Here is a 14,163-nt window from a genome sequence, read left to right as displayed (position 1 = left end):
GGCGGACTCCACTCGAACAAAAGTCGATAAATGACAAAGGCTGATACATTAATGATTGTTGGCGCACGTCGATAAGACCCTGCATGAAGGGTGACGCACGAACCGCTGTCTGCGGTTTTCACGGATCTTTCAAACGATCGCGACTTCACGCAGTCTGAAAGATTTCGTGTTCATGCCTGACCAGGATCGTTTGAAACGATCAGGACCGCGGATCATAGCCTAAACTGAGCAAGAGATCTTCTGTTTCTCACAGATTCTTCCCGATTTATCCACAGGACTTTCCAGGAAAGGATAAGTGTAATCGATCCTGGGGAACTCCTGTACGCTTTCGCGCGCATATTGAAAAAATTAATAGGTAAAGGTGAGCAGACGCCTAAAAGATCGCATAAAGATCCAGGGCGATCCTTGCGCTTTACCTGGCAGTCCGTATAATTCTCCACCCGTCGCGCAATGCCCGTCATATGGCGTCAACGCTGCTTATTTTCCGCACAAAAAGGCGTGGAAAATCGCGGGAAAATAAGGAAAGAGAATTGACTCCGGAGTGTACAATTATTACAATCCGGCCTCTTTAATCACCCACACTGTGGCGTAAGTCGTTCAAAGTTTGTTCGGGTATACGCAAAAGTCAGTGAATTTATTCAAGTTTAGGTAGAAATCGCCATGAAACGCACTTTTCAACCGTCTGTACTGAAGCGCAACCGTTCTCACGGCTTCCGTGCTCGTATGGCTACTAAAAATGGTCGTCAGGTTCTGGCACGTCGTCGTGCTAAAGGCCGCGCTCGTCTGACCGTTTCCAAGTAATAAAGCTAACCCCTGAGTGGTTAAGCTCGCATTTCCCAGGGAGTTACGTTTGTTAACTCCCGCTCATTTCACATTCGTCTTCCAGCAACCTCAACGGGCTGGCACGCCGCAAATCACCATCCTCGGCCGCCTGAATTCGCTGGGGCATCCCCGTATCGGTCTTACCGTCGCCAAGAAAAATGTTCGACGTGCGCATGAACGCAACCGGATTAAACGTCTGACGCGTGAAAGCTTCCGTCTGCGCCAGCATGAACTTCCTGCAATGGATTTCGTGGTGGTGGCGAAAAAAGGGGTTGCCGACCTCGATAACCGTGCTCTCTCGGAAGCGTTGGAAAAATTATGGCGCCGCCACTGTCGCCTGGCTCGCGGGTCCTGATAGCCCTTATTCGGGTCTATCAACGCCTGATCAGTCCGCTGCTTGGGCCGCATTGTCGTTTCACGCCAACGTGCTCAAGCTACGGAATTGAGGCATTGCGCAGGTTTGGAGTGATAAAAGGCAGTTGGTTGACGGTGAAACGCGTATTAAAATGCCACCCTTTACACCCTGGTGGTGACGATCCCGTCCCGCCCGGACCATTTGATACCAGAGAACACTAACGATGGATTCGCAACGCAATCTTTTAGTCATCGCTTTGCTGTTCGTGTCTTTCATGATCTGGCAAGCCTGGGAGCAGGATAAAAATCCGCAACCTCAGACTCAACAGACCACGCAGACAACGACCACCGCAGCGGGTAGCGCCGCCGACCAGGGCGTACCAGCCAGTGGCCAGGGGAAAATGATTACGGTGAAAACCGATGTGCTTGATTTGACTATCAACACCCGTGGTGGTGATGTCGAGCAGGCCTTGCTCCCGGCTTACCCGAAAGAACTGGGTTCCAACGAACCGTTCCAGCTGCTGGAAACCACCCCGCAGTTTATCTATCAGGCGCAAAGCGGCCTGACAGGCCGCGACGGCCCGGATAACCCGGCGAACGGCCCGCGTCCGCTGTACAACGTCGAGAAAGATGCGTTTGTACTGGCCGACGGTCAGAACGAACTGCAGGTTCCGATGACTTATACTGACGCCGCAGGCAACACGTTTACCAAAACGTTTGTCTTTAAGCGTGGCGATTATGCGGTTAACGTGAACTATAGCGTGCAGAACGCCGGCGAAAAACCGCTGGAAGTCTCCACCTTTGGTCAGTTAAAACAATCCGTCAACCTGCCTCCTCATCGCGACACCGGCAGCAGCAACTTTGCGCTGCATACGTTCCGCGGCGCAGCGTACTCCACGCCGGATGAGAAGTATGAGAAATACAAATTCGACACCATTGCCGATAACGAAAACCTCAACGTCAGCTCCAAAGGCGGTTGGGTGGCAATGTTGCAGCAGTATTTCGCTACCGCATGGATTCCGCGTAACGACGGCACCAACAATTTCTACACCGCCAATCTGGGTAACGGCATTGTCGCTATCGGCTATAAAGCGCAGCCGGTACTGGTACAGCCAGGCCAGACTGGCGCGATGACCAGCACCCTGTGGGTCGGCCCGGAAATTCAGGATAAAATGGCGGCTGTTGCACCGCACCTGGATTTGACCGTGGACTACGGCTGGTTGTGGTTCATCTCTCAGCCGCTGTTCAAGTTGCTGAAGTGGATCCACAGCTTTGTGGGCAACTGGGGCTTCTCCATTATCATCATTACCTTTATCGTTCGCGGTATCATGTACCCGCTGACCAAAGCGCAGTACACGTCAATGGCGAAGATGCGTATGCTGCAGCCGAAAATTCAGGCGATGCGCGAACGTCTTGGCGATGATAAACAGCGCCAAAGCCAGGAGATGATGGCCCTGTACAAAGCGGAGAAGGTTAACCCACTGGGCGGCTGCTTCCCGCTGATCATCCAGATGCCTATCTTCCTGGCGTTGTACTACATGCTGATGGGTTCCATTGAACTGCGTCATGCGCCGTTCGCGCTGTGGATTCATGACCTGTCCGCACAGGACCCGTACTACATTCTGCCGATCCTGATGGGCGTAACGATGTTCTTCATTCAGAAGATGTCGCCGACCACCGTGACCGACCCGATGCAGCAGAAGATCATGACCTTTATGCCGGTCATCTTTACGGTGTTCTTCCTGTGGTTCCCGTCAGGTCTGGTGCTGTACTATATCGTCAGCAACCTGGTCACCATCATTCAGCAGCAGCTGATCTACCGTGGTCTGGAGAAGCGTGGCCTGCATAGCCGCGAGAAGAAAAAATCCTGATTCGGTGTAGGCCGGATAAGGCGAAGCCGCCATCCGGCAAGGCGCGCCGGTCAGCCTGATGGCGCTAACGCTTATCAGGCCTACAATCAAAAGGCGGTCATATGACCGCCTTTTTTTATTGCAACAAAGTTGAGACTAACCATGAGCCATAACGACACTATCGTCGCCCAGGCAACCCCACCGGGACGCGGTGGCGTGGGTATCCTGCGTATTTCCGGTCTGAAGGCGCGCGACGTTGCGCAAGAGGTGCTGGGCAAGCTGCCGAAGCCGCGCTATGCCGACTACCTGCCGTTTAAAGATGTTGACGGCAGCGCGCTGGATCAGGGTATTGCGCTGTGGTTCCCCGGCCCGAACTCCTTCACCGGTGAAGATGTGCTGGAGCTACAAGGGCACGGCGGTCCGGTGATTCTGGACCTGCTGTTAAAACGTATCCTGACGCTTCCAGGCGTGCGCATTGCCCGACCGGGCGAGTTCTCCGAGCGAGCGTTCCTCAACGATAAGCTCGATTTAGCCCAGGCGGAAGCCATTGCCGACCTGATCGATGCCAGTTCCGAACAGGCGGCGCGTTCGGCGCTAAACTCGTTACAGGGGGCATTTTCCGCCCGCGTTAACCACCTTGTGGAAGCACTTACTCACCTGCGAATCTACGTCGAAGCGGCTATCGATTTTCCGGATGAGGAGATCGACTTTCTCTCTGACGGCAAAATCGAAGCGCAGCTCAATGGTGTCATCGCCGATCTTGACGCCGTGCGCACCGAAGCGCGCCAGGGCAGCCTGCTGCGCGAAGGGATGAAGGTAGTGATTGCCGGACGCCCGAATGCCGGGAAATCCAGCCTGCTGAATGCGCTGGCAGGCCGTGAAGCGGCCATTGTTACCGATATCGCCGGCACCACGCGCGACGTGTTGCGCGAGCATATTCACATCGACGGGATGCCGCTGCATATCATCGATACCGCCGGACTGCGCGACGCCAGCGACGAAGTTGAGCGTATCGGCATCGAACGCGCCTGGCAGGAGATTGAACAGGCCGATCGCGTGCTGTTTATGGTGGATGGCACCACGACGGACGCCGTTGACCCTGCCGACATCTGGCCGGACTTTATCGCCCGTCTGCCCAAAAATCTACCGATTACCGTGGTACGTAACAAGGCGGATATCACCGGCGAAACGTTGGGTATTAGTGAAGTAAACGGTCACTCACTGGTTCGCCTCTCGGCGCGTACCGGCGAAGGCGTCGACGTGTTGCGTAACCACCTCAAGCAGAGCATGGGGTTTGATACCAATATGGAAGGCGGCTTCCTGGCCCGCCGCCGTCACCTACAGGCGCTGGCGGAAGCCGCTGAACACCTTGAGCAGGGCAAAGCGCAGCTATTAGGCGCATGGGCGGGGGAACTGCTGGCGGAAGAGTTGCGCCTGGCGCAGCAAAGCTTAAGCGAGATTACCGGCGAGTTTACCTCCGACGACCTGCTGGGACGGATTTTCTCCAGCTTCTGTATCGGCAAATAACGTTGTGTTGCCCGGTGGCGCGATGCTTACCGGGCCTACAAAACCCGTAAGCCGGATAAGGCGTTTATGCCGCCATCCGGCAGCAATGATTTCCCATGCGGAAATCACTGTTGTCCAAATGGCAACTCGTCTCGCGCAACGTCGCCCCGTATTCTTAGCGCCACACTTTTCGTGAGGCCGCTATGAAACGTTTTCTACTGTGTAGTTTTGCCCTGGTTTTACTCTATCCTGCCGGTATTGATATGTATCTGGTCGGTTTACCGCGTATAGCCGCCGATCTGAACGCCAGCGAGGCGCAGTTGCATATCGCCTTCTCCGTTTACCTGGCCGGAATGGCGACGGCCATGCTGTTTGCCGGGAAGATAGCCGATCAGTCAGGCCGCAAACCGGTCGCGATCGTCGGCGCGATCGTCTTTATGATGGCCTCACTGCTTTGTTCACGGGCGTCGGAAGGCTCGCTATTTCTGAGTGGGCGTTTTCTTCAGGGAATAGGTGCAGGCGGCTGCTATGTGGTGGCGTTCGCCATTCTGCGCGACACGCTCGACGAGCATCGCCGGGCGAAAGTGCTGTCATTATTGAATGGGATTACCTGTATTGTGCCGGTACTCGCCCCGGTGGTGGGGCATTTGATTATGCTTCGTTTCCCCTGGCAAAGTCTGTTCTATACGATGTCCGCGATGGGCATTATTGTGGGCCTGTTATCACTGTTTATCCTGCGCGAGACGCGCCCGGTAAGGCTGGCTCCACGCGATTTATCACGATCGTCGCCCGCCGCCGAGTCGCTGATTAACCGTTTTTTCGTTAGTCGACTGGCGATCACCACCCTTAGCGTGTCGGTGATCCTGACCTTTGTCAATGCCTCTCCAGTGCTGCTGATGGAGGTGATGGGATTTAGCCGTGGCGACTATGCCATTACCATGGCGCTCACCGCAGGCGTCAGTATGGTCGTCTCTTTTTCCACCCCTTTTGCGCTTGGGTTATTTAAGCCGCGAACCTTAATGCTCGTCTCACAGGGGCTGTTTTTGACGGCTGGCGTGACGTTAAGCCTTGCTCATACCAATACCGTCACACTCTTTGGCCTGACGCTTATCTGCGCCGGATTCTCGGTTGGTTTTGGCGTCGCGATGAGCCAGGCGCTGGGGCCGTTTTCGCTGCGCGCCGGAGTGGCCAGTTCCACGCTCGGTATCGCGCAGGTTTGCGGTTCATCACTGTGGATTTGGCTGGCGGCAATACTCGGTATCAGCGCGATGAATATGCTGATCGGGATTCTGATTGGTTGTAGCATAGTGAGTATTCTGCTGATCTTCTCCGTCACGCCCAACAGGTCCGTAGCCGAGCATGAAGAAATCCCTTACCAATCTCGACCTTAATTTGCTGTTATGCCTACAGTTACTCATGCAGGAGCGCAGCGTCACTAAAGCTGCAAAACGGATGAACGTAACGCCCTCGGCGGTCAGCAAATCGCTGGCGAAACTCCGGGCATGGTTTGACGATCCGCTGTTCGTCAATACGCCGCTGGGCCTGGCGCCGACGCCGCTGATGGTCAGTATGGAGCAAAGTCTGGCGGACTGGATGCAGATGGGGAATCAACTGCTTGATAAACCGCATCATCAAACGCCGCGCGGTTTAAAATTTGAGTTGGCAGCAGAGTCGCCGCTGATGATGATTATGTTTAATTCACTGTCGCAGCAGATTTATCAGCGCTATCCGCAGGCTACCATTAAGGTTCGCAACTGGGATTATGACTCGCTGGAGGCGATTACGCGCGGGGAAGTCGATATCGGATTTACCGGACGCGAAAGCCATCCCCGCTCGCGAGAATTGCTCAGTCTGTTGCCGCTCGCGATTGATTTTGAGGTGTTGTTTAGCGATTTGCCGTGGGTCTGGCTGCGGGAAGATCATCCGGCACTGCGTGAAGCGTGGGATCTGGACACTTTTCTGCGCTACCCGCATATCAGTATTTGCTGGGAGCAAAGCGATACCTGGGCGCTGGATGATGTCCTGCAAGAAATGGGACGCAAACGCCATATCGCGTTGAGCCTGCCGGGGTTCGAGCAGTCACTCTTTATGGCCGCCCAGCCGGATCACACCCTGATAGCAACCGCGCCGCGCTATTGCCAGCACTACAATCAGCTCCACCAGCTACCGTTAGTGGCGCGCCCCCTGCCTTTTGATGCGCAACAGCGGGAAAAGCTGATGGTGCCGTTTACCCTATTATGGCACAAACGTAATAGTCATAATCCCAAGATTGTGTGGCTACGACAGGCTATCAACACGCTCTGCCGTCGCCTTATCTGACCACCTGCGTTGATAAATTAACCTTCCTCTTACCAGAAATGTCACCGTCTGATTAAAGAACCTTCTGAAATTGAATTTTTAGCGCGTAAAACCTGTCCATAATTTACGTTAATGTTACTCTCGTCATTATCACGGCCCATTAATCACGGAGCGAAAAATGGCGACTCACTTTGCCAGAGGGATACTTACGGAGGGACAGTTGGTTTCAATTCGTCTCTCTTCGTCTTGCCATATTGAAGCCAGAAACCTGCCTGCTCACCGACGAACGCGTTTTCTCGCCTCCAGAGGCCTTCTTGCCGAACTGATGTTTATGCTGTACGGAATTAGCGAGCTGCCGGAAATCATTATTCAGGCGAAAGGTAAACCCGCGTTTCGTGACAAAAATCTGCCAGGCTTTTCTATCTCCTACGCCGGAAATATGGTTGGCGTGGCGTTGACCACCGAAGGAGAGTGCGGGCTGGATATGGAATTACAGCGCACCTCCCGCGGCTTTCACCATCCGCATTCGCTCGAACGCCACCCTTTCTCCCGTAATGAAAACTTATGGGTAGCCAATCAAAACGATCCCAACGAAGCGCGAGCGCAACTCATTACATTGCGCCAGAGCGTGTTAAAACTCACCGGCGATGTCATGAATGACGATCCGCGGGAGCTGCAACTTTTACCCGTTGCCGGACGCCTGAAGTGCGCGCATGTCACGCAGCTTGAAGCCGTATGCGATGCGGAAGATGTACTGGTATGGTCCGTAACCGTTACGCCAGCGATAGAAAAATTAAAAGTGTGGGAGTTCGATGGCAAACTGGGCTGGAAAAGCCTGCCCGATATCCAGACGCGCGCCAATGAGCCAACCGGTCGTCTGATGCGATTCGCCCAACTCCCCGCCGCCAAATCGTATACGCTTAATCGTTCATAATGAAAAAAGGGGCACGTATGTCTGAAACGCTGAATGTGGTTACACTGCTGGGAAGTTTACGCAAAGGTTCCTTTAACGGGATGGTGGCGCGTACGCTGCCTAAAGTCGCGCCGGCAGGAATGACGGTATCGCCGCTGCCTTCGATCGGGGATATTCCGCTGTATGACGCCGATATCCAGCAGGACGAGGGATTTCCAGCCAGCGTAGAGGCGCTGGCGGAGCAGATTCGCAACGCCGACGGCGTCGTCATTGTGACGCCGGAATATAACTATTCCGTTCCCGGCGGCCTGAAGAATGCCATCGACTGGCTATCCCGTCTGCCTGAGCAGCCGCTGGCGGGTAAGCCCGTTCTTATCCAGACCAGTTCAATGGGGGCGATTGGCGGCGCGCGCTGCCAGTATCATCTGCGCCAGATTCTGGTGTTCCTTGATGCGATGGTGATGAATAAACCGGAATTTATGGGCGGCGTGATTCAGAATAAAGTCGATCCGCAAACTGGAGAAGTGGTGGATCAGGGAACGTTAGATCATTTGACCGGTCAGTTGACCGCATTTGGCGAGTATATTCAGCGCGTTAAAGCGTAAGTTCGTTAAAAACCCTCACCCCGATGGGGCGAGGGTTCATTTCATCAGTGTGCGTCAATAAACACAATCTTCAGCACGAATAACAGCGCGACAATCACTACGCACGGGCTAAGGTCGCGCAGGCGACCGGTACCGATTTTCATCACGCAGTAAGAGATAAAGCCCAGCGCGATACCTTCGGTGATCGAGAAGCTAAACGGCATCATTACCGCCGTAATAAACGCCGGGACCGATTCGGTTAAATCCTGCCAGTTTACCCGCGCCAGGCTGGAGGTCATCAGCACGCCGACGTAAATCAACGCGCCCGCCGCCGCGTAAGGCGGCACCATGCCCGCCAGCGGCGACAGGAAGATAACCAGCAGGAACAAAATACCGACCACCACCGCCGTTAAACCGGTGCGACCGCCCACCGAAACGCCGGAAGACGATTCAATATAAGCGGTCACAGAAGACGTTCCGACAAATGCGCCAGTGACAGAAGAGATACTATCAACAAACAGCGCCTGCTTCATGCGCGGGAACTTACCTTTCGCATCCGCCAGGCCCGCTTTATCGGTCACGCCGATCAGGGTACCGGAGGAGTCGAACAGGTTAACCAGCATGAAGGAGAAAATAACCCCCGCCAGGCCAAGATTGAACGAGCCTGCCAAATCGACATGCCCTACCACGCTGGTGACGCTTGGCGGCGCGGAGACAATGCCGTTGTAGTGTACATCACCCATCATCCAGCCAAGCAGCGTCGTGACGATGATGGACACCAGCACCGCCGCATGAATGTTGCGCGAAGCGAGAATCGCAATAATAAAGAATCCGAGAACCCCCAGCAGCACGCTGTGCGAGGTCAGGTTGCCGATGCTGACCAGCGTTTCCGGGTTAGCGACGATCACGCCGGCGTTTTTCAGCCCCATCATGCCGATAAACAGGCCGATGCCGCTGGTGATGCCCACGCGCAGGCTGACCGGAATGTTGGCGATCATCCAGTAACGCACGCGGAAGATAGTCAGCAATAAAAGACCAACAGCGCCCCAGAAAATGGCGCCCATGCCTACCTGCCACGGCAGTCCCATTGCCTGCACAACCACGAAGGCAAAGAACGCATTCAGCCCCATCGCGGGCGCCAGCGCCACCGGCAAGTTAGCGAACAGGCCCATCAGAATACTGCCAAAGGCCGCAATCAGACAGGTGGTCACAAAGACGGCGCTGGTGTCCATGCCAGCTACGCCCAGAATTTGCGGGTTAACAAAAACGATATAAACCATCGTCAGGAAAGTGGTAAAACCGGCGATCACTTCGGTTCGTGCCGTCGTGCCATGTTCGCGCAGTTTAAACACGCGTTCCAGCATACCCTGACCAGAAGCCTGGGTGGTGTGTTGTTGACTCATTATCAATTTCCGGAGAAAGGAGGGAAAATTCGCCGTTATCCTATACCAAAATGCGACACCTGGCGCAGTTGTGTGGTAATTTTTTTCACTCAATTTGTTAGTACGGCAACGATTGCGTCCCCTCATTCAGCATTACGTAAACGTTAAACTTGTTAAAATGGAAATGACATGTCCCAAATCGAAGCGGTGTTTTTTGACTGTGACGGCACGCTGGTCGACAGTGAAGTAATTTGCTCGCGCGCCTATGTCACTATGTTCCGGCAGTTCGGCATTACGCTTAAGCTCACGGAAGTATTCAGACGCTTTAAAGGCGTAAAGCTCTACGAAATTATCGATACCATCAGTAAAGAGCATGGCGTTGCGCTGGCAAAGGCGGAGCTGGAGCCGGTGTACCGCGCGGAAGTGGCGCGTCTGTTCGATACCGAACTGGAAGCGATCGCGGGCGCAAATACCCTGCTGGAGAGCATTAAGACGCCTATGTGCGTGGTATCCAACGGACCGGTCAGTAAGATGCAGCATTCGCTGGGTAAACTGGGCATGTTGCATTATTTTCCCGATTTGCTGTTTAGCGGTTACGATATTCAACGCTGGAAGCCCGATCCGGCGCTGATGCTCCACGCGGCGAACGCCATGAAGGTCAATGTTGAGAAGTGTATTCTGGTGGATGATTCCAGCGCAGGCGCGCAGTCAGGAATTGCGGCGGGAATGGAAGTGTTTTATTTCTGCGCCGATCCGCATAACAAGCCGATCGATCACCCTAACGTGACGACTTTTACCGATTTGGCGCAGTTGCCGGGATTGTGGAAAGCGCGCGGGTGGGAGATTACGCGTTAACTGAAATGCCGGATGGCGCTGACGCTTATCCGGCCTACAGCATCTGTACCTGTAGGCCCGGTAAGCGCAGCGCCACCGGGCAAAAGAATGAGATTTACTCTTTCGGATCTTTCCCCGCCAACAGTTTATCCAGCTCATCGCCGCCGACGTGACGGAAATCCTGCCCCTTCACGAAGTAGAAGATGTATTCGCAGATATTCTGGCAGCGGTCGCCGATACGCTCGATAGAACGAGCGCAGAATAACGCGGTCAGCACGCTGGGAATGGTGCGCGAGTCTTCCATCATGTAGGTCATCAGCTGACGCACGATGCCTTCATATTCCTGGTCAACTTTCTTATCTTCACGATAGATACGCACCGCTTCATCGAGATCCATGCGCGCGAACGCATCCAGCACGTCGTGCAGCATCTGTACGGTGTGGCGGCCCAGTGACTCCAGACTCACCAACAGCGGCTGGTGCTGCTGGGAGAATTTCTCCAGCGCGGTACGGCAGATTTTATCCGCCACGTCGCCAATGCGCTCCAGTTCGGCGATGGTTTTGATAATCGCCATCACCAGACGCAGATCGCTCGCCGTCGGCTGGCGCTTGGCGATAATACGCACGCAGGCTTCATCGATGGCGACTTCCATCATATTAACCTGATGGTCGCCTTCTACCACGCGCTTCGCCAGCTCGCTGTCCTGGTTGTGCATGGCGGTGATAGCGTCAGAAAGCTGCTGCTCCACCATGCCGCCCATGGTCATTACCTGAGTGCGGATACTTTCCAGTTCGGCGTTGAACTGGCCGGAAATATGTTTATTAAGGTTCAGACTGTCCATTACGCACTCCTGAATTAACCGTAACGACCGGTGATATAGTCTTCTGTTTGTTTCTTCGCGGGCTTGGTGAACAGATCGTCCGTGTTGCTGAACTCAATCAACTCGCCCAGGTACATAAACGCCGTATGATCGGAGCAACGTGCCGCCTGCTGCATGTTGTGGGTCACGATCACCACGGTGTAATCCTGTTTCAGCTCGGTGATCAGCTCTTCAATACGCCCGGTAGAGATCGGGTCCAGAGCTGAACATGGCTCATCCAACAGCAACACTTCCGGGCGAATGGCGATACCGCGCGCAATGCACAGACGCTGCTGCTGACCACCGGAGAGAGAGTACCCGCTCTGGTGCAATTTATCTTTGGTTTCGTTCCATAATGCGGCTTTGGTCAACGCCCACTGCACGCGCTCGTCCATATCGGCGCGAGACAGCTTCTCAAACAGACGCACGCCAAAGGCGATATTGTCATAGATGGACATCGGGAACGGCGTCGGCTTCTGGAATACCATCCCCACTTTTGCGCGCAGCAGCGCGATATCCTGGGTGTTGGTGAGAATATTGTCGCCATCCAGCAGAATTTCACCTTCCGCGCGCTGCTCCGGATAAAGCGAATACATTTTATTGAAGGTACGCAGTAGCGTTGATTTACCACAGCCGGATGGCCCGATAAATGCCGTTACCTGATTCTTCGCGATATCCAGATTAATGTTCTTCAGGGCATGGAATTTGCCGTAGTAGAAGTTCAAATCACGAACCTGAATCTTACTCGGGGCAGTTTCAACCATACTCATTTCACTCTTTTCCTCATCCAGCGCCGCATCCGCCACGCCGTAAAATAATGCCTGATGGCGCTACGCTTATCAGGCCTACAATGTCTTTAACCGTGTTTTTTCTTCGCGAAAACAACACGCGCCAGAATATTCAGCAGCAGTACGCACAGGGTAATAATCAGCACGCCCGCCCAGGCTAATTGTTGCCATTCGGCAAACGGGCTCATCGCGAATTTAAAAATGGTCACCGGCAGGTTGGCGATCGGCTGCATCATGTCGGTGCTCCAGAACTGGTTGGAGAGCGCGGTAAACAACAATGGCGCCGTTTCGCCGGCAATACGCGCAATAGCCAGCAGGATACCGGTCATAATGCCGGAGATAGAGGCTTTCAGCGTAATCGCGGAAATCATCTTCCACTTCGGCGTACCCAGCGCATAAGCGGCTTCACGCAGGCTATCCGGCACCAATTTGAGCATGTTTTCAGTGGTACGGATAACGATCGGTACCTGCAACAGCGCCAGCGCAATCACCCCTGCCCAGCCGGAGAAGTGCTGCATCTGCGCCACCACGATGGTGTAAACAAACAGCCCCACAACAATTGACGGCGCGGAAAGCAGAATGTCGTTAATAAAGCGAATGATTTCCGCCAGCCAGGATTTACGGCCATACTCCGCCAGATAGATCCCGGCCATAATCCCCAGCGGCGTACCCAATACGGTAGCCCAGAGAATCAACAATCCACTCCCCGCCAGGGCGTTCGCCAGCCCGCCGCCCGCCGTGTTCGGCGGCGGCGTCATTTCGGTAAACAGCGCCAGCGACATACCATCAATGCCGCGCGTGATGGTGGACATCAAAATCCAGATCAGCCAGAACAGGCCAAATGCCATCGTCGCCATTGAGAGCGTTAGTGCGATACGGTTCTTCATGCGGCGACGCGCCTGCATCTTGCGACGGGATTCCGCGAGCTGCGCGGTGTTCTGCATATCAAGCGTAGCCATTAACGTGCTCCCTCGTTCTTCGCCAGACGCATAATCATGAACTTAGACGCCGCCAGGACGATAAAGGTGATCACAAACAGGATCAGCCCCAGCTCCATCAACGCTGCCACGTGCAGGCCCGATTCCGCCTCAGCGAATTCGTTCGCCAGCGCGGAAGTGATGCTGTTGCCCGGCATATACAGCGACGCGCTGTCGAGCTGGTAAGTGTTGCCGATGATAAAAGTGACCGCCATCGTTTCACCCAGAGCACGGCCCAGCCCCAGCATAATGCCGCCGATCACGCCATTTTTGGTGAACGGTAGCACGATGCGCCAGATAACTTCCCAGGTAGTACAGCCGATACCGTAAGCGGACTCTTTCATCATTACCGGTGTTTGCTCGAAGACGTCGCGCATAACCGCCGCAATGTAGGGGATGATCATGATGGCGAGGATGACGCCCGCCGCCAGAATGCCGATACCAAAGGCCGGGCCGGAGAACAGCGCGCCGACAAACGGAATGTTGGAAAGAATATTGCCGACCGGCTCCTGGAAGTACGTCGCAAACAGCGGCGCGAAGATAAACAGCCCCCACATGCCGTACACGATACTGGGAATTGCCGCCAGCAGTTCAATGGCGATGCCGAGCGGACGCTTTAGCCAGCCTGGCGCCAGCTCGGTTAAAAACAGGGCAATGCCGAAACTGACCGGAACGGCGATCAGCAGTGCGATAAAGGAGGTCACCAGCGTGCCATAAATGGGCACCAGAGCGCCGTAGATATCGTTTGGCGCGTCCCATTCCTTAGTCCAAAGAAATGAGAAACCAAATTTCTGAATACTTGGCCAGGAGGAGATGATCAATGAGACGATAATACCGCCCAACATCAATAGCACAATCAGCGCAGCCAGTTTTACCAGCGCGCTGAAAATCATGTCGCCTTTTTTACCCGGCGGGTTAAAAGCAGGCTTGGTTGCAGCCATAAATTACTCTTTCCATTAAACGCATTTTACGACGTTGCCCCTGCCGGATGGCGCT

Annotated in this window: 15 protein-coding genes; 10 read left to right on the top strand and 5 right to left on the bottom strand. The window is 54.4% G+C overall.

Annotated elements, in window-relative coordinates; genetic code table 11:
• The first annotated feature begins 660 nt into the window (after positions 1–660).
• The 9 genes from rpmH (at position 661) to J1G48_RS22585 (ending at position 8,348) form a co-directional block, all read left to right on the top strand.
• Positions 661–801 carry a 50S ribosomal protein L34 gene (rpmH, locus tag J1G48_RS22625; RefSeq protein ID WP_000831330.1) on the top strand — a complete coding sequence of 47 codons (141 nt, stop codon included), beginning with the start codon at positions 661–663 and terminating at the stop codon, positions 799–801.
• Positions 802–817: 16 nt separating this feature from the next.
• Complete coding sequence (gene rnpA / locus J1G48_RS22620; RefSeq protein ID WP_000239725.1) at positions 818–1,177, top strand: ribonuclease P protein component; 360 nt, start codon at positions 818–820, stop codon at positions 1,175–1,177.
• Positions 1,141–1,398: a membrane protein insertion efficiency factor YidD gene (yidD, locus tag J1G48_RS22615; protein ID WP_001307474.1), complete on the top strand. Its 258-nt coding sequence runs from the start codon at positions 1,141–1,143 to the stop codon at positions 1,396–1,398. The genes rnpA and yidD overlap by 37 nt, the downstream gene beginning before the upstream one ends.
• 2 nt (positions 1,399–1,400) lie before the next feature.
• A complete protein-coding gene (yidC, locus tag J1G48_RS22610) occupies positions 1,401–3,047 on the top strand; it encodes a membrane protein insertase YidC (RefSeq protein ID WP_000378277.1) in 1,647 nt (548 codons plus the stop codon).
• Positions 3,048–3,188: 141 nt separating this feature from the next.
• The gene (gene mnmE / locus J1G48_RS22605) at positions 3,189–4,553 is read left to right on the top strand and encodes a tRNA uridine-5-carboxymethylaminomethyl(34) synthesis GTPase MnmE (RefSeq protein ID WP_000019081.1); all 1,365 of its coding nucleotides are present in this window, start codon (positions 3,189–3,191) and stop codon (positions 4,551–4,553) included.
• A gap of 182 nt (positions 4,554–4,735) precedes the next feature.
• Positions 4,736–5,923 (top strand): MFS transporter, encoded by a 1,188-nt coding sequence (locus J1G48_RS22600; RefSeq protein ID WP_000819602.1) that lies wholly within the window; start codon positions 4,736–4,738, stop codon positions 5,921–5,923.
• The gene (gene yidZ / locus J1G48_RS22595; RefSeq protein ID WP_000749365.1) at positions 5,892–6,851 is read left to right on the top strand and encodes an HTH-type transcriptional regulator YidZ; all 960 of its coding nucleotides are present in this window, start codon (positions 5,892–5,894) and stop codon (positions 6,849–6,851) included. The genes J1G48_RS22600 and yidZ overlap by 32 nt, the downstream gene beginning before the upstream one ends.
• Positions 6,852–7,008: 157 nt before the next feature.
• Positions 7,009–7,764, top strand: a complete 756-nt coding sequence (locus J1G48_RS22590; protein WP_000190678.1) for a 4'-phosphopantetheinyl transferase superfamily protein — start codon at positions 7,009–7,011, stop codon at positions 7,762–7,764.
• On the top strand, positions 7,764–8,348 hold the full coding sequence (locus J1G48_RS22585) for an NADPH-dependent FMN reductase (protein WP_001576451.1): 585 nt from the start codon (positions 7,764–7,766) through the stop codon (positions 8,346–8,348). Before J1G48_RS22590 ends, J1G48_RS22585 begins: the two co-directional genes overlap by 1 nt.
• Before the next feature lie 44 nt (positions 8,349–8,392).
• Here the strand turns inward: J1G48_RS22585 and adeP are convergent, their stop codons facing one another.
• A complete protein-coding gene (adeP, locus tag J1G48_RS22580) occupies positions 8,393–9,730 on the bottom strand; it encodes an adenine permease AdeP (protein ID WP_001521829.1) in 1,338 nt (445 codons plus the stop codon).
• Between the two features lie 168 nt (positions 9,731–9,898).
• Here adeP and yieH point away from each other — a divergent pair, with 168 nt between their 5' ends.
• Entirely contained in the window at positions 9,899–10,564 is a 666-nt protein-coding gene (gene yieH, locus J1G48_RS22575) for a 6-phosphogluconate phosphatase (protein ID WP_000078087.1), read from the top strand.
• Positions 10,565–10,658: 94 nt separating this feature from the next.
• Here the strand turns inward: yieH and phoU are convergent, their stop codons facing one another.
• The 4 genes from phoU to pstC all read right to left on the bottom strand — a co-directional run bounded on the left by phoU (position 10,659) and on the right by pstC (position 14,108).
• Positions 10,659–11,384, bottom strand: a complete 726-nt coding sequence (gene phoU / locus J1G48_RS22570; RefSeq protein ID WP_000377800.1) for a phosphate signaling complex protein PhoU — start codon at positions 11,382–11,384, stop codon at positions 10,659–10,661.
• A gap of 14 nt (positions 11,385–11,398) precedes the next feature.
• Positions 11,399–12,172: a phosphate ABC transporter ATP-binding protein PstB gene (gene pstB, locus J1G48_RS22565; protein WP_000063118.1), complete on the bottom strand. Its 774-nt coding sequence runs from the start codon at positions 12,170–12,172 to the stop codon at positions 11,399–11,401.
• 86 nt (positions 12,173–12,258) lie between these two features.
• Entirely contained in the window at positions 12,259–13,149 is an 891-nt protein-coding gene (pstA, locus tag J1G48_RS22560) for a phosphate ABC transporter permease PstA (protein WP_000212197.1), read from the bottom strand.
• On the bottom strand, positions 13,149–14,108 hold the full coding sequence (gene pstC, locus J1G48_RS22555) for a phosphate ABC transporter permease PstC (RefSeq protein WP_000741630.1): 960 nt from the start codon (positions 14,106–14,108) through the stop codon (positions 13,149–13,151). The genes pstA and pstC overlap by 1 nt, the downstream gene beginning before the upstream one ends.
• Between the last annotated feature and the right edge of the window lie 55 nt (positions 14,109–14,163).

The organism is Salmonella sp. SAL-020, assembly GCF_017372215.1.
GTDB classification, from domain to species: Bacteria; Pseudomonadota; Gammaproteobacteria; order Enterobacterales; family Enterobacteriaceae; genus Salmonella; species Salmonella enterica.
Note: the sequence above shows the minus strand (reverse complement) of the source record. Positions and strands in the feature narration are given on the sequence as shown.